15 protein-coding genes and 2 tRNA genes are annotated in these 22,102 nt (G+C 63.0%); 13 read left to right on the top strand and 4 right to left on the bottom strand.

The window, feature by feature from the left end:
- Positions 1-19 precede the first annotated feature (19 nt).
- Positions 20-418, top strand: a complete 399-nt coding sequence (locus LRS11_RS07460) for a PanM family protein (RefSeq protein ID WP_260496229.1) — start codon at positions 20-22, stop codon at positions 416-418.
- A gap of 290 nt (positions 419-708) precedes the next feature.
- Here LRS11_RS07460 and LRS11_RS07455 read toward each other — a convergent pair whose 3' ends face one another.
- The gene (locus tag LRS11_RS07455) at positions 709-1,926 is read right to left on the bottom strand and encodes a sterol desaturase family protein (protein WP_260496228.1); all 1,218 of its coding nucleotides are present in this window, start codon (positions 1,924-1,926) and stop codon (positions 709-711) included.
- 217 nt (positions 1,927-2,143) lie between these two features.
- Here LRS11_RS07455 and LRS11_RS07450 point away from each other — a divergent pair, with 217 nt between their 5' ends.
- From LRS11_RS07450 to LRS11_RS07425, 6 genes are all read left to right on the top strand, one after another.
- Entirely contained in the window at positions 2,144-4,372 is a 2,229-nt protein-coding gene (locus LRS11_RS07450; protein WP_260496227.1) for an AsmA family protein, read from the top strand.
- Entirely contained in the window at positions 4,369-5,436 is a 1,068-nt protein-coding gene (gene mutY / locus LRS11_RS07445; protein WP_260496226.1) for an A/G-specific adenine glycosylase, read from the top strand. The genes LRS11_RS07450 and mutY overlap by 4 nt, the downstream gene beginning before the upstream one ends.
- Positions 5,433-5,705: an oxidative damage protection protein gene (locus LRS11_RS07440; RefSeq protein ID WP_260496225.1), complete on the top strand. Its 273-nt coding sequence runs from the start codon at positions 5,433-5,435 to the stop codon at positions 5,703-5,705. Before mutY ends, LRS11_RS07440 begins: the two co-directional genes overlap by 4 nt.
- A gap of 183 nt (positions 5,706-5,888) precedes the next feature.
- Positions 5,889-5,964: transfer RNA gene (locus tag LRS11_RS07435), tRNA-Phe, on the top strand.
- 121 nt (positions 5,965-6,085) lie between these two features.
- Positions 6,086-11,446, top strand: a complete 5,361-nt coding sequence (locus LRS11_RS07430) for a hypothetical protein (RefSeq protein ID WP_260496224.1) — start codon at positions 6,086-6,088, stop codon at positions 11,444-11,446.
- 177 nt (positions 11,447-11,623) lie between these two features.
- Complete coding sequence (locus LRS11_RS07425) at positions 11,624-13,579, top strand: HD domain-containing phosphohydrolase (RefSeq protein ID WP_260496223.1); 1,956 nt, start codon at positions 11,624-11,626, stop codon at positions 13,577-13,579.
- Positions 13,580-13,827: 248 nt separating this feature from the next.
- On the opposite strand, the gene LRS11_RS07420 is transcribed toward LRS11_RS07425, so the two are convergent.
- The 3 genes from LRS11_RS07420 to LRS11_RS07410 are packed head-to-tail and all read right to left on the bottom strand — an operon-like array spanning position 13,828 to position 17,069.
- Positions 13,828-14,724 carry a M48 family metalloprotease gene (locus LRS11_RS07420; protein ID WP_260496222.1) on the bottom strand — a complete coding sequence of 299 codons (897 nt, stop codon included), beginning with the start codon at positions 14,722-14,724 and terminating at the stop codon, positions 13,828-13,830.
- A 15-nt stretch (positions 14,725-14,739) separates the two neighbouring features.
- Positions 14,740-15,234, bottom strand: coding sequence for an SH3 domain-containing protein (locus LRS11_RS07415; RefSeq protein WP_260496221.1), 495 nt, complete (start codon positions 15,232-15,234; stop codon positions 14,740-14,742).
- On the bottom strand, positions 15,231-17,069 hold the full coding sequence (locus LRS11_RS07410) for an adenylate/guanylate cyclase domain-containing protein (protein WP_260496220.1): 1,839 nt from the start codon (positions 17,067-17,069) through the stop codon (positions 15,231-15,233). The genes LRS11_RS07415 and LRS11_RS07410 overlap by 4 nt, the downstream gene beginning before the upstream one ends.
- A gap of 385 nt (positions 17,070-17,454) precedes the next feature.
- Here LRS11_RS07410 and LRS11_RS07405 point away from each other — a divergent pair, with 385 nt between their 5' ends.
- The 6 genes from LRS11_RS07405 to LRS11_RS07380 all read left to right on the top strand — a co-directional run bounded on the left by LRS11_RS07405 (position 17,455) and on the right by LRS11_RS07380 (position 22,074).
- A complete protein-coding gene (locus LRS11_RS07405) occupies positions 17,455-18,228 on the top strand; it encodes an ABC transporter ATP-binding protein (protein ID WP_260496219.1) in 774 nt (257 codons plus the stop codon).
- A 14-nt stretch (positions 18,229-18,242) separates the two neighbouring features.
- A complete protein-coding gene (locus tag LRS11_RS07400) occupies positions 18,243-18,995 on the top strand; it encodes an ABC transporter substrate-binding protein (protein ID WP_260496218.1) in 753 nt (250 codons plus the stop codon).
- A gap of 55 nt (positions 18,996-19,050) precedes the next feature.
- Complete coding sequence (locus LRS11_RS07395) at positions 19,051-19,746, top strand: ABC transporter permease (protein ID WP_260496217.1); 696 nt, start codon at positions 19,051-19,053, stop codon at positions 19,744-19,746.
- Positions 19,743-20,432 carry an ABC transporter permease gene (locus LRS11_RS07390; protein WP_260496216.1) on the top strand — a complete coding sequence of 230 codons (690 nt, stop codon included), beginning with the start codon at positions 19,743-19,745 and terminating at the stop codon, positions 20,430-20,432. The genes LRS11_RS07395 and LRS11_RS07390 overlap by 4 nt, the downstream gene beginning before the upstream one ends.
- A 39-nt stretch (positions 20,433-20,471) precedes the next feature.
- Positions 20,472-21,707: a methyltransferase gene (locus LRS11_RS07385; RefSeq protein ID WP_409519789.1), complete on the top strand. Its 1,236-nt coding sequence runs from the start codon at positions 20,472-20,474 to the stop codon at positions 21,705-21,707.
- Between the two features lie 291 nt (positions 21,708-21,998).
- Positions 21,999-22,074, top strand: a tRNA-Thr gene (locus LRS11_RS07380).
- Positions 22,075-22,102 lie beyond the last annotated feature (28 nt).

Raw genomic sequence — 22,102 nt, 5'->3', positions numbered from 1 at the left:
TGCCTGCGAGGAAGCCGCGATGCCCGTGTTTGTCGAGATCGTCACCCGTCCATCGGCTCAGGATCACACCGACCTGACCAAGGTCTACGCCGACGCCCCGGACTGGTTGCTGACGCCCTATGCCAGCGCCGACGCGCTGATCGCCAGCGGGATTGGCGAGGGCCGGTTGATCGCCGGGCGCTTCAACGACCGCCTGCTCGGCGCCGCCCTGCTGACCCGTGGCGCCGACTGCTGGCGCCTGTCGCACCTGTGCGTGCGCAAGGTCACGCGCAAGCGCGGCGTGGCCCGGCGCATCCTCGACGAAGCCCAGCGCATGGCCCGCGAAGCCGGCAAGCCGCTGCACCTGGCCGCGCCGAAAGATCATCTGGAAAGCCAGGCCCTGGCCGCTCGCAGCGGCCTGCCACTGGATAGCCTGTAGGAGCAAGCTCCTACGAAAGCGGCATGCATTCCATCGATCCACCGAGCGGCGCTTTGGTGGATGAAAAACGTCATCCACCCCACACGCGTAGCCCGGATGTAATCCGGGGGAAATGGGCACATACCCGGCTCCCGGATTACATCCGGGCTACCGGCCCGCTTGTCTCCCCTCTCCCGTGAACGGTAGAGGGAGCAGAGCGCACCGAGCCTACCTTACACACCGCTAAAAAATCGCTAACAGCACGTAGCCGGACATAATCCGGGAAAGTCCCGCCGCGGATTGCATCCGGGCTACGACGAAGCCACCACCTGCGGCCGCGCCGCCAGCCACACCAGCCATAGCAGGCTGGCAAGACACAACCCTGCCAGCAGCACGCCGAGCAGCCACTGCGCCGGCACCAGCCACAAGCCCCAGCCCAGCGCCAAACCGGCCAGCGCCAGCAGCCGCACGACCTCGAGCGACCACAGCCGGCGTTTGCCCTCGAACAGCAGGCCGAGGCTGATGCAACCGCTAAGAATCGCCAGCACCAGCAGCCAGGGCTCCCACACGGCGGCGCGCTTGACGCTGGCCAGGAAGCACAGGGCCATGGCGTTGATGGCCACGAACTGCAGGAAGGCATACCACTTCAGGCTGGCCGGATAAGGCCGCTCGAACTTGTCCACCCCCATCTTCGGCCAGGGCCGCGCCTGTACATCCGCCGGGCGCCAGCCAGTGGGCATCCACCACAGGCGTAGCTTGTCCCACCAGGAGCGGGTCGCGCGCGCATCGGCCCACAGCAGGCGCCACCAGGAGAACTGCAGGCGGATCGGGTCGAAGGTGCGCACCGGTGTGGTCACCCCGTAGCGCACCGGCTCACCCTCGTCGGCGAAGGTGCAGAACAGGCGATCCCAGATAATGAATACGCCGCCATGGTTCTTGTCGATGTAGCAGTCGTTCTGCCCGTGGTGCACCCGATGATTGCTCGGCGTGACCATGAACCACTCCAGCACGCCGAGCCGGCCGACATGCTGGCTGTGGATCCAGAACTGATAGACCAGCTGCACACCGAGCAGAACCAGGAACAGCGGCAGCGGAACTCCCAGCAACGCCAGCGGCAGGTAGAACGGCCAGTCGAAAGCAGTCTGCAAGGCGCCCTTGCGCAGCGCGGTGGACAGGTTGAAGTCCTCGCTGGAGTGATGCGGCTGGTGCGCGCCCCACAGCAGGTTGTAGTGGTGCAGGCTGCGATGCGCCCAATAGAAGCAGAAGTCCACGGCGATGAAACCGAGCAGCCAGACCCAGGGCGAGCTCGCATCCAGCTCCAGTAGCCGCGCGTGCTCGTACAGCCAGGCATAGGGAATCACCAGCAGCAGGCGCAGCGGTCCTTCCAGCAATACACGCAGCACGGCGGTATTCATGCTGGTGGCGGCATCCGCCAGGCGATAGGTATGGCGCCCGCTGTAGCGCTCGTAGGCCAGCTCCAGCAGGATCAGCGCGATATACAGCGGCACGGCCATTACGGCGACATTCATGGGCGCCTCCGGGTTGTTGTTATGCTGCCAGCCTAACCGCCCCCGCCCGGAACGACACCACCCGAGCCGCCAATTACAGCCGCCATTGGCGCCAGCACCAGCCATGGCGGGGAACCGCACGACACGAGCGCCCTCCAAGCACTTGCGGCTCACTATGCCCTTATAAGCTGGCGCTATACTCGCCACCCAGAAAAGTCATCCAAACAAGGACGCGTCCATGAAATCTATCGGCAAGATCCTAGGTCTGGTCTTCCTCGGACTGTTGCTGATCATCGTCGGCCTCGGCTTCGCCCTGACCCACCTGTTCGACCCCAACGACTACAAGGACGAGATCCAGCAACTGGCCCGCGACAAAGCCAATCTGGAACTCAAGCTCAACGGCGATATCGGCTGGAGCCTGTTCCCCTGGCTCGGCCTGGAGCTGACCGACGCCACCCTGGCCAGCGCCGAGACCCCGGACAAACCCTTCGCCGACCTGCGCCTGCTCGGCCTCTCCGTGCGCGTGCTGCCGCTGCTGCGCAAGGAAGTGCAGATGAGCGACATCCGCGTCGACGGCCTCAACCTGACCCTGCAACGCGACGCCAAAGGCCGCGGCAACTGGGAGGGCGTGGGCAAGCCGGCGCAAACCGCCGCCACGCCGCCCACCACCGCCAGCAACAGCACGGCGCCCGCCAGCAGCGAGCCCGCCACCGTCGAAACGGCCGACAGCCAACCGATCAAGCTGGATATCGACAGCCTGACCATCAGCAGCTCGCGCATCGACTACCAGGACGCAGCCAGCGGCCGCCAGTTCAGCGCCGAAGGCATCGAGCTGAGCACCGGGGCGATCCGCGAAGGCGCCAGCATCCCGCTGAAACTGACCGCTTTCTTCGGCACCAACCAGCCACTGCTGCGCGCCAAGACCGAGCTGCAGACCGCGCTGCGCTTCGACCGCGCCCTCAAGCGCTACCAGCTGGAAGACTTCAAGCTGGCCGGCGAGGCCTCCGGCGAGCCGTTCCAGGGCAAGACCCTGACCTTTGCCACCCAGGGCCAGCTGCTGCTCGACCAGGCCGCTCAGGTCGCCGAGTGGAACAGCCTCAAGCTCACCGCCAACCAGCTGCGCGCCATCGGCGAGCTGAAACTGCGCGACCTGGACAAGACCGCCCAGCTGCAAGGCGGCCTGTCCATCGCCCAGGTCAACCTGCGCGAATTCCTCGGTGGCCTCGGCGTCGAGCTGCCGCCCATGCGTGACGCCAACACCCTGCAGCAGTTCGAGCTGTCGACCCGCCTGGCCGGCACGCCGACCAGCATCAACTTCAACGAACTGAGCCTGAAACTGGACGACAGCAGCTTCAGCGGCAGCCTGGCCGTCAGCGACTTCGCCAAGCAGGCCCTGCGCCTGCAGCTCAAGGGCGACAAGCTCGACCTCGACCGCTACCTGCCGCCCAAGGATCAGGACGCCAGCGCCGGCGTCGCGCGCAAGAACGAGATCAAGGGCGCCGTGGCCGCCGCCGGCAAGAGCGGCACCACGCCACTGCCGAACGCGCCGACCCAGCAGGCCTGGAGCAACGAGCAGCTACTACCGCTCGAACAGCTGCGCAAGCTCGACCTAGAGGCCGACATCAGTCTCGGCCAGCTGAGCCTGAACAAGCTGCCCATCGAAAGCGCCCTGCTCAAGGCCAAGGCCAAGGGCGGCGTACTCAACCTGCAAGAGCTGCGTGGCGACCTGTATGGCGGCAACTTCGCCGTCACCTCGCAACTCGACGTGCGCCCGGCCGTACCGCTGCTCACCGCGCAGAAACAGCTGACGCGCATCCCGGTGGAAAAACTCATCGAAGCCCAGGGCGAGAAAGCCCCGATCAAGGGCCTGCTCGACCTGAACGCCGACGTGCGCACCCAGGGCAATAGCCAGAAGGCCTGGATCGACGCGCTGAACGGCAAGGCCGGTTTCAGCCTCAGCGACGGCGTGCTGATCGAGGCCAACCTGGAGCAGCAGCTGTGCCAGGGCATCGCCACCCTCAATCGCAAGTCGCTCTCCGGTGAGCCGCGCGGCAAGGACACCCCTTTCGAGGAACTCGACGGCAACCTGACCTTGCGCAACGGCGTGGCCAGCAATCCCGACCTCAAGGCCCGCCTGCCTGGCCTGGCGCTCAAGGGTAAGGGCGATGTCGACCTGCGCGTACTCGGCCTCGACTACCGCATCGGCATCGTCATCGAAGGCGACAAGAGCGCCATGCCCGACCCGGCCTGCCAGGTCAACGAGCGCTACGCCGACATCGAATGGCCCCTGCTCTGCCGCGGCCCGCTGGAGCTGGGCGCCAAGGCCTGCCGCCTGGACAAGGACGGCCTGGGCAAGGTCGCCGCCAAGCTGGCCGGCAACAAGCTCGAACAGAAGATCGAAGAAAAGCTCGGCGACAAGGTCAGCCCGGAACTCAAGGACGCGCTCAAGGGCCTATTCAACCGATGACGCCCGCGCAATTCAACGGCGCCGTGCTGGCCTGGTATGACCAGCACGGACGCAAGGACCTGCCCTGGCAGCAGGACATCAACCCCTACCGGGTCTGGGTCTCGGAAATCATGCTGCAGCAGACCCAGGTCAGCACCGTACTCGGCTACTTCGACCGCTTCATGCATGCCCTGCCGACCGTGCAAGCCCTGGCCGAGGCCCCGGAAGACGAAGTGCTGCACCTGTGGACCGGCCTCGGCTACTACACCCGCGCGCGCAACCTGCAGAAGACCGCGCAGATCGTCATGGCCGAGCACGGCGGCGAATTCCCCCGCGACGTCGAGCAGCTCACCGCGCTGCCCGGCATCGGCCGCTCCACCGCCGGCGCCATCGCCAGCCTGAGCATGGGCCTGCGCGCGCCGATTCTCGACGGCAACGTCAAACGTGTGCTGGCCCGCTACGTCGCCCAGGAAGGCTATCCGGGCGAACCGAAAGTGGCCAAGCAGCTGTGGGCAGTGGCCGAGCGCTTCCTCCCCGAGGAGCGGGTCAACCACTACACCCAGGCGATGATGGACCTGGGCGCCACACTCTGTACCCGGAGCAAGCCAAGCTGCCTGATCTGCCCGCTGCAGAGCGGCTGCCAGGCGCACCTGCTGGGCCTGGAGATCCGCTACCCGATCGCCAAGCCGCGCAAGGAGCTGCCACAGAAGCGCACCCTGATGCCGCTCCTGGCCAACCGCGACGGTGCCATCCTGCTCTATCGCCGTCCGTCGACCGGCCTCTGGGGCGGCCTGTGGAGCCTGCCCGAGCTGGACGACCTGGATGCCCTCGAGCCCCTGGCCAGCCAACACGCCCTGCAGCTGGGCGAGCGCCGCGAGCTAAGCGGACTGATCCACACCTTCAGCCACTTCCAGCTGAGCATCGAACCCTGGCTGATCCAGGTCGAGGCGACCGCCCCTGGCGTGGCCGAGGGCGACTGGCTCTGGTATAACCTCGCCACCCCGCCACGCCTGGGCCTGGCCGCCCCGGTGAAGAAGCTCCTCAAGCGAGCCGCGCAAGAACTGAATGCAGGAGAAAAGTCATGAGCCGCACCGTCCACTGCCGCAAGCACAAGCAAGACCTCCCCGGCCTCGACCGCCAGCCCTACCCGGGCCCAAAAGGCGAAGACATCTTCAACAACGTGTCCAAGCAGGCCTGGGACGAATGGCAGGCGCACCAGACCATGCTGATCAACGAACGCCGCCTGAACATGATGAACGCCGAAGACCGCAAGTTCCTCCAGGCCGAGATGGACAAGTTCCTCTCCGGCGAGGAATACGCCCAGGCCGACGGCTACGTGCCACCGAGCGCATAACCCCTGTAGCCCGGATGCAATCCGGGACCTCCCCCGCCAATCCCCCTGGATTGCATCCGGCTACAGAAGCAAGCACAGCGCCCCCGCAACACCCGTAAATTTCGTAAGCGCCCGTCTTTACTGAAATTTTTTCTTTCCCCGGCTTGACACTGCAAAGCCAAATCCGTTTAATAGCGCCCCGTTGCCCAGGTAGCTCAGTCGGTAGAGCAGGGGATTGAAAATCCCCGTGTCGGCGGTTCGATTCCGTCCCTGGGCACCACTAATACCGAGAAACCCCAAGCGAAGTTAAATTCCTTGGGGTTTTTTATTGTCCGCGATAAAAGCAAAATGCCATCATCGGGCATTGCTCTCCTTTAAGTCAGTAACTAGGAATGGACTCCATGGCAGTCATCAACGGAACCTCTGGCAGTGAAACCCTGAATGGCACTGCAGACAATGACAGCCTCGCAGGCGACTCGGGCAATGACATTCTTTTAGGCGGTTCCGGCCTGGATACAGCGACATATTCAGGCAACTCTTATGACTATCGCTTCGGCTGGAGCAGTGGTCACCTGACTATTACCGACACCAACATCACCGATGGTGACGAGGGCGCGGACTCTCTCTTCGATATCGAGCAACTGCAATTTGCCGATCGCACTTTCGAAGTGACTCCCGGCGGAATCAGCCAAATCAACACCACCACGAACAACTCCCAATACGCCCCTGCGGTGACCACACTTTCCGACGGCGGATGGGTGGTCACCTGGACAGGAACAGGGGCCGGCGATGGGCAGGGCATTTTCTGTCAACGCTACGACAAATTCGGAAATCCTGTCGGCGGAGAGACCGCAGTCAATAGCACCACAGAACAACACCAGGCCATGCCATCAGTGGCAGCCATGAGCGATGGCGGCTGGCTGGTGGCCTGGACAGGCAATGGTGCAAACGACAGTCATGGCATCTTCACTCAGCGCTACGATGCTACTGGCACTCCAATGGGGACAGAGACCCAAGTCATCAGCTCGACGGAGGATGAGATATATCCTTCAGTAACCGGTCTGTCCGATGGTGGGTGGGTTGCCAGCTGGGAAAGCAATGGACAACTTTTCTCTCAGCGTTATGACGCAGACAACAATCCGACAGGAAGCGAAGTCTTAGTCAGCCAGACCTGCAGGCAACACAGCTCTTCCACTACGGCCCTGTCCGATGGGGGCTGGGTAGTTTCCTGGTACGAAGTCGACGCACAAGCGAATTACATCGGCCGCACAGTCTTACAGAGATATGACGCCGATGGCGAACCCGCCGGTGAGCGCCTGTCGTTCGGAAACTTTGCGTACGACACCCATCCCTCCGTTACCACATTGGAAGATGGCGGCTGGTTAGTGGCCTGGAGAGGTTACGATGCGATTTATGTGAGTCGATATGACGCATCGAACGCCTCAACCGGCCCAATAACCCAGATTCCAACATCTGGAGGGAATGTTAGCGCCATCGGTCTTGCCGATGGCGGCTGGCTGATCACTTCGTCAACCTACGACACCTGGTCTGAGTATGACTATTCAGAAACCATATCGACTCGCTTCGACGCATCGGGGCAACAAGTAGCCGTCATATCTAGCGGTGACAAGAGTGACTTGCAAACAACCCCAGCCGTGACAATCCCCTTGCCTGATGGCGGCTGGCTGGTGACCTGGGAGGCAGTCGACGATGACTACACAGGGATTTTCTCCCAGCGCTACGATGCCGAGGGCGTGGCGCAACTTTATGAAATACACGGCACAGACCAGAACGACGTTCTAAGCGGGCAATCACCCCTGGCGCTCTCCGGGGGGGCAGGCGACGACATCTACATCATCGAAACAGCAGCGGCAGCCATACGCGAAAATTCCGGCGAGGGCATCGACACCGTATATAGCTACCTGAGCTCATATACCCTGGCCAAGAACATCGAGAACGGACGGATACTGGCCGCCGGTCCGGCCGCCATTACGGGGAATGAGCTCAACAATGTGCTGTACGCGGGCACTGGCGAAAGTGGATATGGCTACGTATTGAATGGCGGTACGGGGATAGATACCGCCTCCTTCGCCTATTCGAAGATAGCCGTGACAGCCCAGATAAACTTCCCCGCCAACGTCATCAACCCGGCATATAACTCGCTTAACGACATAGAGAACCTGACAGGCTCCGACTTTAACGACAACCTCGCAGGGGATCTCGCCAACAACGTGATCAATGGCGGCCTGGGTGCAGACAAGATGATTGGCGGGGATGGTTCCGATACTTACTACGTGGACAACGTCGGTGATGTCGTCACCGAAACCAACGGCGGGGCAAGTGGCGGCACAGACATCGTTTATAGCTACCTCGCCAGCCACACCTTGGGTAACAGCATCGAGAATGGCCGCATCCTTGCCAGCGACAGCGCCAACCTCACCGGCAACAGCCTGAATAATGTGCTCTACGCAGGCAGCGGCAATAACATCCTGAATGGCGGTAGCGGCATCGATACGGCGTCCTACCTCTATGCCGCCAGCGCCATCACTGCCAGCCTGGCCAGCACCAGCGCACAAGCAACCGGTGGATCTGGCTCTGACACCTTCTCCGCCATCGAGAACCTCACCGGCTCCAACTACAACGACAAGCTTACCGGCAACAGTTCAGGCAACATCCTGAATGGTGGCGCAGGCGCAGACACCCTGATCGGCGGGGATGGCTCCGATACTTATTATGTAGACAGCGTCAGCGATGTGGTCAGTGAGACCAATGCCTCGGCAAGCACTGGCGGCACCGATCTCGTCTACAGCTACCTGACCAGCTACACCCTGGGCAACAACATCGAGAATGGCCGCATCCTTGCCAGCGGTAGCGCCAACCTCACCGGTAACAGCCTGAACAATGTGCTCTACGCAGGCAGTGGCAATAACATTCTGAATGGTGGTAGCGGCATTGATACGGTGTCCTACCTCTATGCCGCTAGCTCCATCACTGCCAGCCTGGCCAGCACCAGCGCACAAGCCACCGGCGGCTCAGGCTCTGACACCTTCACCGCCATCGAGAATCTCACCGGCTCCAACTACAACGACAAGCTCACTGGCAACACCATGAGCAATATCCTGGATGGTGGTGAAGGCACGGACACTATGATCGGCGGCGATGGCTCCGACACCTATTATGTGGACAGCGCCAGCGACGTGGTCAGTGAGACCAATGCCACAGCCAGCACTGGCGGCACCGATACCGTCCACAGCTACCTGACCAGCTACACCCTGGGTAACAACATTGAGAATGGGCGCATTCTTGCCAGCGGTAGCGCCAACCTCACCGGCAACAGCCTGAACAATGTGCTCTACGCAGGCAGTGGCAATAACATCCTGAACGGCGGCAACGGCGCTGACAGCGTGTCCTACCTCTATGCCAGCAGCGCCATCACCGCCAGCCTGGCCAGCACCAGCGCACAAGCAACCGGTGGATCTGGCTCTGACACCTTCTCCGCCATCGAGAACCTCACCGGCTCCAACTACAACGACAAGCTTACCGGCAACAGTTCAGGCAACATCCTGAATGGTGGCGCAGGCGCAGACACCCTGATCGGCGGGGATGGCTCCGATACTTATTATGTAGACAGCGTCAGCGATGTGGTCAGTGAGACCAATGCCTCGGCAAGCACTGGCGGCACCGATCTCGTCTACAGCTACCTGACCAGCTACACCCTGGGCAACAACATCGAGAATGGCCGCATCCTTGCCAGCGGTAGCGCCAACCTCACCGGTAACAGCCTGAACAATGTGCTCTACGCAGGCAGTGGCAATAACATCCTGAACGGCGGCAACGGCGCTGACACCGCGTCCTACCTCTATGCCAGCAGCGCCATTACTGCCAGCCTGGCCAGCACCAGCGCTCAAACAACTGGGGGCTCCGGTTCGGACACACTGACCGCCATCGAGAATCTCACCGGCTCCAGCTACAAGGACACGCTCACCGGCAACACCGCTAATAACACGCTCAATGGCGGCCTGGGTAACGACATACTGAATGGTGGCGCAGGCGCGGACACCCTGATCGGCGGCGATGGTTCCGATGCCTATTACGTGGACAGCGCCAGCGATGTGGTCAGTGAGACCAATGCCACAGTCAGCACTGGCGGCATCGATTTCGTCCACAGCTACCTGACCAGCTACACCCTAGGCAACAACATCGAGAATGGCCGCATCCTTGCCAGCGGCAGCTCCAACCTCACCGGTAACAGCCTGAACAATGTGCTCTACGCAGGCAGTGGCAATAACATTCTGAACGGCGGCAACGGCGCTGACACCGCGTCCTACCTCTATGCCAGCAGCGCCATCACTGCCAGCCTGGCCAGCACCAGCGCTCAAACAACTGGGGGCTCCGGTTCGGACACACTGACCGCCATCGAAAATCTCACCGGCTCCAACTACAACGACACACTCACCGGCAACACCGCTGATAACACGCTCAATGGTGGCCTGGGTAACGACATACTGAATGGTGGCGCAGGCGCGGACACTATGATCGGCGGCGATGGCTCCGATACCTATTACGTGGACAACGCCAGCGACGTGGTCAGTGAGACCAATGCCACAGTCAGCACGGGCGGCACCGATAGCGTCTACAGCTACCTGACCGGCTACACCCTAGGCAACAACATCGAGAATGGCCGTATCCTTGCCAGCGGCAGCGCCAACCTCACCGGCAACAGCCTGAACAATGTGCTCTATGCAGGCAGTGGCAATAACATCCTGAATGGTGGTAGCGGCATCGATACGGCGTCCTACCTCTATGCCGCCAGCGCCATCACTGCCAGCCTGGCCAGCACCAGCGCTCAAACGACTGGTGGCTCCGGCTCGGACACGCTGACCGCCATCGAGAATCTCACAGGCTCCAACTACAACGACAAGCTTACCGGTAACAGCTCAGGCAACATCCTAAACGGTGGGGTAGGGGCTGACACTATGATCGGAGGTGACGGCGCAGATATTTACTATGTAGATAACGACTTCGATGTGGTGACCGAAACCAGCGTCAATGGCGGTATCGACACGGTCTACAGCCATCTGTTCACCATTTACACGTTGGCCAGCTATGTGGAAAACGGCCGCCTTCTCCATAGCGAAGGCTCATTAAACGGCAACAGCCTGGACAATATTCTCTACGCCAGCACTGGTGATAACTGGCTACATGGTAATGGCGGTAGCGATACCGTCTCATACCTCTATGCCAGCAGCGCAATAACTGTCAATTTGGACTACAGCAGCCCTCAAGCGACTGGCGGCTCAGGTTCAGACACGCTCCAAGACATAGAAAATGTCACTGGCTCCGATTACAACGACAAGCTATCCGGCAATTTTTTCAGCAACAGGCTGGAGGGCGGAACAGGCAACGACACGCTAAACGGAGCAGGAGGCAGTGATGTTCTGATTGGTGGGGCCGGTAACGATGCTTTTGCCTTTAGCTCGCTATCCGAGATGGGCTTGACCAGCGACACGTGGGATAGCATCAGCGACTTTGTGCGCGGCGCCGACATGATCGATCTGTCCAAGCTGGATGCCAATACTGCCGCAAGCGGTGACAACGCCTTCAACACAATTATTGATGGTGCCGCCGCCTTCACTGCCGCCGGCCAGCTGAAGGTTTCCAATGGCGTGCTCTACGGCAATACCGACGCCGATAGCACTGCCGAGTTCGCCATCCAGCTGATTGGCGTATCCAGCATCTCACTAGCGGACTTCATCGCCTGACAACGCACAGAAGGGGCCTCTACCCCTTGCACCTCAGCAAAGGTTGCGTGACCGCCCAACAGCTAACTGCCCCCAACACAGCCTGCCCCTCACAAGCCGAACGGCATGGAAGGGTGCAGGTACTGGTGCAATACTCAGGCGAGCGTTACTCCCCCTGCGCCGCCGAGGGTTCCAGTGATGACAGCCAGCTGCACAGTGGGGCATAGCCCACTCTTTGCCGAGTCCAGCCTGTACGCACGCTTGCAGCGCGAGGGCGTCAGCCTCAAGACCATCAGCCAACCGAACGAACTGGAGAGCAGCGGCGCCGAGGTGTTGCTGCTCGATGAGGGATTGCTGACCAGCCATGCCCTGGCCGACTGGCAGGCCGGCGGCGCCACCCTGGTGGCCTTCGCGGCAATGGACGGTGTGCTGCCGCTACCGGCCAAGGCCAGTGAAGAGGAACTGCTGGCCCTGCTCGGCTTCGCTGCCGAGCAGTTCCGCCTGAAGCAGAAGACCACGCAACTGGCCAATGCCCTGCAGAGCAAGGATGGCGATCTGCAGAAGCTGGTCGATGTCGGCCTGGCGCTGTCTGCCGAGAAGGATCTGGAGCGCCTGCTGAGCAAGATCCTCACCGAGGGCCGGCGGCTGTCCAACAGCGATGCCGCCTCGCTGTTTCTGGTCGACAAGAAGGGCGAGCAGGCCCAGCTGATCTTCAAGCTGACGCAGAACAGTTCGATGCCGACGCGCTTTCAGGAGCAGCGCATGCCGCTGACCAAGGCCTCGATTGCCGGCTACGTGGCGCTGACCAGCACCGAGCTGGATATTGCCGATGCCTATGCCATCCCGTCCGAGGCGCCGTACCGCTTCAACCGCTCGTTCGACATGCAGGTGGGCTACCGCACCATGTCGCTGCTGGCGATCCCCATGCTCAACCACCGCCGCGACGTGGTCGGCGTGCTGGAGTTCATCAACTGTCAGAACGCAGCTGGCGAGGCGATTCCGTTCGATGCGGTGATGGCCACCTCGTTGCGCGCCCTGGCCAGCCAGGCGGCGGTGGCAATCGAGAACCGCCAGCTGCTGGACGACATCAGCCAGCTGTTTGACGGCTTCGTGCAGGCTTCGGTATTCGCCATCGAGCAGCGCGACCCCACCTCCAGCGGCCACTCGTTCCGCGTCGCCGACCTGTGCATCGCCCTCGCCCGCCAGCTGCCGCAGGCGCCGCAGTCGCATATCCGCCAGCAGGCGTTCAATGACGAGGGCCTGCGCGAGCTGCGCTATGCCGCGCTGCTGCATGACTTCGGCAAGGTCGGGGTGCGCGAGCATGTGCTGACCAAGGCGAAGAAGCTGCCCGAATCGGCAGTCGACAACCTGCGTTACCGGGTGGCACTGGCCAAGGAGAGCCTGCAGAACCAGATGCTCAAGCGCATGCTGCACGCCTATCGCCAGCACGGCGGCCTGGCCGAGGAGCAGCGCCTGCAGTGGGAAAGCGAACTGGCTCTGGAGTGCGAGCGTCTCGATCATTACCTGCGCGACATTCTCAAGGCCAACGAGCCGAGCGTGCTGACCGAGGGTGACTTCCATCACCTGCAGGAGATCCAGGGCCAGGTGGTGAAGAACCACGACGACAGCCTGATCGGCCTGCTCTCGGACAGCGAGTTCTGCGCCCTGGCCATTCGCCGCGGCAGCCTGACCCAGGAGGAGCGCGCCGAGATCGAGCGGCACGTGGTGCACACCCGCGACTTCCTCCAACTGATCCCCTGGACCCCGGCCCTGCAACGCATCCCGGAAATCGCCGCGGCGCACCATGAAAAGCTCGACGGCAGCGGTTACCCCAAGGGCCTGGCCGGTGATGCCATTCCCTGCGCTTCGCGGATCATGACCATCTGCGACATCTATGACGCACTGACCGCCGCCGACCGCCCGTACAAGCCGGCGGTGCCCACCGATCACGCCCTCGACATCCTCCAGTCCGAGGTCAAGAGCGGCCTGCTGGATGGCGATTTGGTGCGGGTGTTCATCGAATCGCGCTGCTATATCAATCCGGGGCAGAGCATGCCGCTACCGGCACCGAGCACGGCCCTGACAACGCCCGGCGCGCCACCCTACGCCCATCATGTCTGCGACTTCGAGCCGGGCGGCAAGCACAGCCATTGAACGGGTTAGCTCTAGCTCCCCCGTGCTTCAACGCCTGCCAACGTGTCCGAAAACACCTCGCCGTAGCCCGGATGCAATCCGGGAAGCAGGCAGCTCCGCTCCCGGATTGCATCCGGGCTACCACGCTGCACTGGGCAACTCACCCTCTCCCGTAAACGGGAGAGGGGGCAAAAGCGGCTTGCGCCTGCTCATCACCAAAACAAAACCCGCCAAATCGGCGGGTTTTGTGGTGCCGTTTGCCGCATGCATTACCTGCCGGACAGCTCCTGCTGATAGCGCTGCTCCAGGGTCAGCTGGCTGCCATTGCCGCTGAAACGCTCCAGATACAGATAGGTCGGTTCCAGGCGAGTCAGGCGATCGCCGATATTCGGGTGCACCTTGAGGAAGGTCACCAGGGCGGCATCGTCCTGCTTCATGGTCGCCATGCCTTGCAGCACGGTGGCCAGGCCGTAGGGATCGTAGCCGGCGCGGGCGGCGATCACCGCGCCCATGGCATCGGCCTCGTACTCGTCACCGCGATCCAGGCCACGGGTGTAGAGGTTGGTCACCACCTGATCGAATTTCGTATTGGTCAGCGCATCGTTGCTGCCGACGCTACCCGAGCTGGCCTGGTGGGCCTGCACCGCCAGGCGCGTGACATTGGCCAGCAAGCCGGCGCCGGCCTGCTGCTTGATCGCGTCGAGGTGATGCTGGCGCACAACGTGGGCTACTTCATGGGCCAGTACGCCAGCCAACTCGGCCTCGCTGTCCATCCGCGCCAGCAGGCCGCTGGTGATGAACACATAGCCGCCAGGCGCGGCGTAGGCGCCCACCGCCGAGTTGTTCAACACGCCGAAGCGCCAGGGTAGATCGGGGCGCTCACTGTTCAACGCTACCCAGCGGCCCACCCGGTTGACGTAGGCCTGCAGCGCCGGGTTATCCAGCAGCGACGCCTGCTGGAGTAACAGGGCGGCGGTGCTGCTACCGATGACCTGCTCCTCGTCCTCGGTCTTGTCGGCCATGGCGCTGAGGTTCTTGCTGGCGCTGGACAGTACGCCCAGGTCGACACCCTGGATATTCACGCCCTCGAGGGACTCCAGACCCTGACAGGCCGTGAGGCTGGCGACCAGGGCGAGTAGTACGGCACGGCATAGAAAGTCTTGCATGCTCTCGGCTCCTGCTCAGTTGGGGTAGGCGATGGTCTGGCTACGCAGCCCGCCGGATTGGGCGAAGGCCCGCGCGCTGCCGGGTGTCACCGCGTAGCGATCGAGCTCCTGCAGTGACTGGCTGCCGGCACCGCCCGCCTCCAGCTGGTCATCGCTGACCCCACGCACACCGGTGGCCACGCCGGTCGCCGGGGCCACGGCCGTGCTGCTTTCCAGCAGGGCGCCAATGTTGCCGCCCTTGGCTGCTGCACTCTTGTCGAAGCGCACCGCCAGCAACGCCACCCATCCCTGCTGGCCGGCGCTGGTCTGCACCTGATACCAGCCGCCCTGACGCTTGAGGATGCTCAACCTGCTCTGTGCCGGCAGTTGCTGCAGCACTGGCGCAGCCGCACCTGCCGCTTCACGCAGGGCGGTGGCCTCCACGGTAATACCGCTGCGCACTTCGGCCTGCACGACGGTGCTGAACAGCCAGCCCGTCAGCAGCAGAACAGCAGTCAACGCTCTGATCATGATGGTTTTCTCCTGGGTTCGAAGAGGGTCACCGGCTCGTTACGGCCCTTGACCTGGAAGTCGCCGTGGGGCAAGAAATCGAAGGCATCGCCACAGGCCTGCATAGTCGCGGCCGACACCAGCAGGCGCGCGCGGCCCTTGGTCAGGCCCTCGATGCGGCTGGCCAGATTCACCGTGTCACCAATGGCAGTGTAGTCGTAGCGCTTGCTGGTACCGACCATGCCAACCACCGCCGGACCGGTATGCAGGCCGATGCCGATGTCGAAGTCCGGGTGATTGAAGTCGCGACGGTAACGCTCGACGTTGTCGACCATCTCCAGCGCCGCACTCACCGCATCCACCGCCTGATTGGGGTTGTCCTGCGGGGCACCCCAGAAGGCCATGATGGCGTCGCCGATGAACTTGTCGAGGGTCGCACGGTGCTTGAACAGCACATCCACCTGACCGGCGAAGTAGTTCTCCAGGATCTGCATGATTTCCTGGGCACTGTGCCGCTCGGACATGGTGGTGAAGTTGCGAATATCGGAGAACAGCACGGTCAGCTGGCAATCGCGACTGGCCAGCAAGGCCTGTGGGTCTTCACGGGCGACCAGTTGGGCCACCACCTGCGGATCGAGGAAGCGGCTGAACATACTGATGGTGGTATTCAGCTGCTGCCGGCGGCGCCGGTAGAACACCGCCAGGGCCAGGGCGAGCAGCAGCCACAGCGCCAGCAGGCTGGGCAGCACGCTGACCAGCAGGCCGTTGCGCGCCAGCAGATAGGCGCCGCCGAACAGCCCCAGGCTCAGCCCGGCAGTCAGCAGGCTGACCAGCAGCAGACGCTCACGCAGCAACAGCAACTGGAGCAGCAGCACCAGCGCCACGCAGAGCAGCGGCATCAGCCAGCCGGGGGCAGCGTGCAACTGCTCGCCATTGAGCAGGTTGTCGATGGCGGTGGTGAGGATGAACACCGCCGGGTACAGGTCATCCAGCGGCGTGCGGCGCAGGTCGTAGAGCCCGGCCGCGGTGGTGCCGATGACGATGATCTTGCCGCTGAAGTAGTCAGCCGGCAGCTTGCCCGCCTCACCCCGCGCCTGGGCCAGGGCCTCGGCAAAAGGGATGCGCGGATAGGGCACACGGCTGGCGCCCTGCCAATCGAGCAGGAAGCTGTTCTGCGCCGGCAACTGCACGGATCGATCCTGCGCCAGGCGCGTCGGCAGCGAGGGCATGCGCCAGTCGCCGAAGCGCCGGTAGAGGTCATAGCGGCGACCGACGCCGTCGCCATCCGGGGTGAAATTGATGGTGCCGGTCTTCCACAGCGTCGCCGGCAACGCCTGCGGCAACAGCAGCAGGCCGCGCTGCTGTGGATCGCCAGCGCGCAGACCGGTCTGCGCCGGGTAACTGCTTAGTAGTGGGGCTTTGCCGGGGTCGACCGCCTGCTGCTGCAAGGCGGCCAGGTAAACCTTGTCGGTTTGCGCCAGGATTTCGGCGAAATAGGCATCGGCGTCCGGATGGAAGCGATCCGCCTCGCTGAACAGCACATCGAACACCACCGCCTCGGCCTGCTGCGCCAGCAGGTGCTCGAGCAGCTCGGCATGCAGCGAGCGCGGCCAGGGCCACTTGCCCGCCTCGCCGGCCAGCACCTGCAAACTGGTGTCGTCGATATCGATCACCACCAGGCGCGGGTCCGGTACCTGCTGGGCGGCACGCTGGCGAATCAGCCAGTCGCCGTGGCTGTTGCTCCAGCGCTGCAGCGGTGCCCACAGGTGCAGCACCGGCACCAGCAGCACCACCAGGGCGCACACCAGCCATAAAGCCGAGCGAAAGGATCGTGATGACTGCTGCGCCTGCTGCATGACGTCCCCCGGCAGTTCCGCGCCAATGCCCGTCTTTGCGGACGGGCTGGACACACTTTAGCAGAGCGCCAAGCCCCGTGACCTGCGGGTTCCCGACTTCACCCTGGCGAACGCCTACCGTAAACTGCGCGACCTTTACGCAAGCCGCATCCAAGGCGCCGCACGTGCCGAGCCCGCTAACGTAATCGCGCAATCGCCGACCACCCCTGCGGTCTTTTTTGTTCCTGCGCGACAAGCAACTGCGACGATGCGACACCGATGCCGATCCGCGCAGCACTAGCCGCCCCTACCCGCTTGGCGCCCCAGTTGGCGCTATGCTAGCTTGGCGCCACGCCAGGATGGCGGCCAGCCGCCGGAGCGCACTCCGTACCCAAGAGGACCCCCCATGGCCGAGGCAACGCCCGCGCTGGAAATCCGCAATCTGCATAAACGCTACGGCGACCTTGAAGTACTCAAGGGCATCTCGCTGACGGCCCGCGACGGCGATGTCATCTCCATCCTAGGCTCATCCGGCTCGGGCAAGTCGACCTTCCTGCGCTGCATCAACCTGCTGGAAAACCCGCACCAGGGCCAGATCCTGGTGGCCGGCGAGGAGCTCAAGCTCAAGCCCGCGAAGAACGGCGACCTGGTCGCCGCCGACAACAAGCAGATCAACCGCCTGCGCAGCGAGATCGGCTTCGTCTTCCAGAATTTCAACCTGTGGCCGCACATGAGCGTGCTCGACAACATCATCGAGGCGCCGCGCCGCGTACTCGGCCAGAGCCGCGCCGAAGCCACCGAGGTAGCTGAAGCCCTGCTGGCCAAGGTCGGCATCGCCGACAAGCGCCATGCCTACCCCAACCAGCTTTCCGGCGGTCAGCAGCAACGCGCAGCGATTGCGCGCACCCTGGCCATGCAGCCTAAAGTGATACTGTTCGACGAGCCGACTTCGGCCCTCGACCCGGAAATGGTACAGGAAGTGCTTAACGTCATCCGCGCGCTTGCCGATGAAGGTCGCACCATGCTGCTGGTTACCCACGAGATGAACTTCGCCCGCCAGGTCTCCAGTGAGGTGGTATTCCTCCACCAGGGCCTGGTAGAAGAACAGGGGCCGCCCGACCAGGTGTTTGACAACCCGCAATCGGCACGCTGTAAACAATTCATGTCCAGCAATCGCTAACACGGAGCAATACGATGCAGAACTATAAGAAGATCCTGTTTGCCGCAGTCGCCACCCTGGCCTTCGGCACCAGTGCAATCGCCGCGGACAAACTGAAAATCGGCACCGAAGGCGCCTACCCGCCCTTCAACCTGATCGACGCCAGCGGCCAGGTCGGCGGCTTCGACGTGGAAATCGCCAAGGCCCTGTGCGCCAAGATGGCAGCCGAGTGCGAAGTGGTCACCTCCGACTGGGACGGCATCATCCCGGCCCTGAACGCGAAGAAGTTCGACTTCCTCGCCGCCTCCATGTCGATCACCGAAGAGCGCAAGGCAGCGGTCGACTTCACCGACGCCTACTACACCAACAAGCTGCAGTTCATCGCCCCGAAAACCTCCGACCTCAAAGCTGACAAAGTCAGCCTGAAAGGCAAGGTCATCGGTGCCCAGCGCGCCACCATCGCCGGCACCTGGCTGGAAGACAACCTGGACGGCGTGGTCGAGATCAAACTCTACGACACCCAGGAAAACGCCTACCTCGACCTGTCCTCTGGCCGCCTCGACGGCGTGCTGGCTGACAAGTTCGTCAACTGGGAATGGCTGAAGAGCGACGCCGGCAAGGACTTCGAGTTCAAGGGCGAGCCGGTCTTCGACAACGACAAGATCGCCATCGCCGTGCGCAAGGGCGACCCGCTGCGCGAGAAGCTGAACGCTGCCCTGAAGGAAATCGTCGCCGACGGTACCTACAAGCAGATCAACGACAAGTACTTCCCGTTCAGCATCTATTGATGCCGCCTGACCGCCGTCCAACCGGGCGGCGGTCATTCCTCGCAGTAGTCCTCCGATGATCTTCGACCTCCACGGATTCGGCCCGGCCCTGCTGGCTGGCGCGCTGATGACCATCCAGTTGGCGCTGTCCGCGCTGTGCCTAGGCCTCGTGCTCGGCCTGCTCGGCGCCCTGGCCAAGACTTCGCCGCACAAGCCGCTGCAATGGCTTGGTGGCAGCTACTCGACCATCGTTCGCGGCGTGCCCGAACTGCTCTGGGTCCTGCTGATCTACTTCGGCACGGTCAACCTGATGCGCAGCATCGGTGAAGCCCTGGGCAAACCCGACCTCGAACTGAATGCCTTCGCCGCCGGCACCATCGCCCTCGGCCTGTGCTTCGGCGCCTACGCCACCGAGGTGTTCCGCGGCGCCATCCTGGCCATCCCCAAGGGCCACCGCGAAGCCGGCCAGGCTCTCGGCCTGTCCAGTCCACGGATCTTCTGGCGGCTGATCCTGCCGCAGATGTGGCGCATCGCTCTGCCCGGCCTGGGCAACCTCTTCATGATCCTGATGAAGGACACCGCGCTGGTCTCGGTCATCGGCCTGGAAGAACTCATGCGCCGCGCGCAGATCGCCGTGACCGCCAGCAAGGAACCCTTCACCTTCTTCCTGGTCGCCGCCTTCATCTACCTGGGGCTGACCGTCCTCGCCATGATCGGCATGCATTTCCTCGAGAAACGCTCCAGCCGTGGTTTTGTCAGGAGCGCGTCGTGAACTGGGAAGTCATCGTCAAATACCTGCCCAAGCTGCTCGAAGGTGCCTGGCTGACCCTCGAACTGGTCGGCATCGCCGTTATCGCCGGGCTGATCCTCGCCCTGCCCATGGGCATCGCCCGCGCCTCGCGGCACTGGTATGTGCGCGCCCTGCCCTACGGCTATATCTTCTTCTTCCGTGGTACGCCGCTGCTGGTGCAGCTGTTTCTCGTCTACTACGGCGTGGCGCAGTTCGATATCGTGCGCAACGGCCCGCTCTGGCCCTATCTGCGCGATCCTTACTGGTGCGCAATCCTGACCATGACCATGCACACCGCCGCCTATATCGCCGAAATCCTGCGCGGCGCGATCCAGGCAGTGCCACCGGGCGAGATCGAAGCCGCCCGCGCCTTGGGCATGTCGCGGGCGCAGGCGATGTTCTACATCATCCTGCCGCGCGCCGCGCGCATCGGCCTGCCGGCCTACAGCAACGAAGTGATCCTGATGCTCAAGGCCAGCGCCCTGGCCAGTACGGTGACCCTGCTCGAGCTGACCGGCATGGCACGCACCATCATCGCCCGCACCTACCTGCCGGTGGAGATCTTCTTCGCCGCCGGGATGTTCTACCTGGTCATCGCCTACGTCCTGGTACGCGGCTTCAAGCTGCTGGAGCGCCGTTTGCGGGTGGATGCCTGCCAGGGCCGCTAAATCCTGTACGCCCTCCCGGCCGGGAGGGCAGCAGGTAGAATGGCCACACCTCCTGCCTGCGCCCACACCATGCCGCTGACCGGTTCCGACCTGCTGCCCCGTTTCCAGGCCCTGGACGATTTTCTCGTCGCCCACCAGGCTTTGTGGCGCCCGAAACCCTTCACCAGCCTGAGTCTGCCCTGGGAACTCGACCACCCAGAATTAGCCCAATGGCTGCGTGCGCGCAGCCTGGAGCAGGCCGAAGCCAGCCACAATCAGCCACACCGGCTCGACGCCCCCGCGCCTTTCCCGCAACTAGCGCGCACAGCACAGCAGTTGAGCGAACTCGACGAGTTTCCTGGCACAACACCGGCAAGCCTGCCGGCGCGCTACTCGGTCGATGTGCCGGGGCGCAAATGGCAGCAGATCGAGGCCTTCGCCAGCCGCCTGCACTTTCGCCAGCCACCCAGCCACTGGCTCGACTGGTGTGCCGGCAAAGGCCACCTCGGCCGCCTGCTAGCCCACGACGGCAGCGCACTGACCTGCCTGGAATACGACCCGCAACTGGTCGCCGCCGGCCAGCAACTGAGCACACGCCTTCATCTGCCGGTGCTGCACCAGCAGCAGGATGTGCTGGCCGCCGATGCCGCAGACAAACTGCTGGCCGAACACACACCAGTGGCCCTGCACGCCTGCGGCGACCTGCATGTGCGCCTGCTGCAACTGGCCAGCGCCAAGGGCTGCCGGCAGCTGGCGGTGGCGCCGTGCTGCTACAACCGTATCCAGGCTACGCACTACCAACCGCTCTCCCATCCCGCGCAGAGCTCAACCTTGCAGCTGTCACGCGACGACCTGGGCCTGCCGCTCAGTGAAACCGTGACTGCCGGTCAGCGCGTGCGCCGCCAGCGCGACCAGTCGATGGCCCGGCGTCTGGCGTTCGACCTGCTGCAGCGACAACTGCGCGGCAGCGACCAGTACCTGCCAACCCCCTCACTGCCGGTCAGCTGGCTGGCCAAGGACTTCGCCGACTACTGCCGCGACCTGGCCGCGCTCAAGGAGCTGCCCGCCCCCGCGCCGCGCGACTGGCTGCATCTCGAAGCCCAAGGCTGGCAACGCCTGGCCCAGGTGCGCAACCTCGAGCTGCTGCGCAACCTGTTCCGCCGCCCCCTCGAACTCTGGCTGCTGCTCGATCGCGCCCTGTACCTCGAAGAACAGGGCTACCGCGTCAGGCTGGGCAGTTTCTGCAGCTACCAGCTCAGCCCACGCAATCTGCTGCTGCTTGCCGAACGCCACTGACAATCCATCCACAAAAGCTGTGGATAACTCTGTGAGTAGATTCTGCAGAACTCGCCCCAGAGCCCACGGATTCAGCCTCTCAGGCAGCTGCCGCTTTCTTGATCAAAATTAAAAGTCGATAAAAAACAGCGCGTTATAGCCATCTGCGATCTGCCGCACAAAATTCGCCCAAGCGCGGCAGACACGCCTCGTCATTGTGCATAAGCAAATTGCTGCTGATACCCAGCCCTCATTTCTTCTGTATCGCAACGGGTTTACTCCGTGGCGCCAATGGCTATAATGGCCGCCCTTGCCGGTATAGCTCAGCTGGTAGAGCAACTGACTTGTAATCAGTAGGTCCCGGGTTCGATTCCTGGTGCCGGCACCAAAATAAAAAAGCCCACTTAACGGTGGGC

The sequence above is a fragment of the Pseudomonas sp. J452 genome (genome assembly GCF_024666525.1).
In the GTDB taxonomy this organism is placed as follows: domain Bacteria; phylum Pseudomonadota; class Gammaproteobacteria; order Pseudomonadales; family Pseudomonadaceae; genus Aquipseudomonas.
The sequence above is the reverse complement of the archived record's forward strand: the minus strand, read 5'-3'. Positions and strand labels throughout refer to the sequence as shown.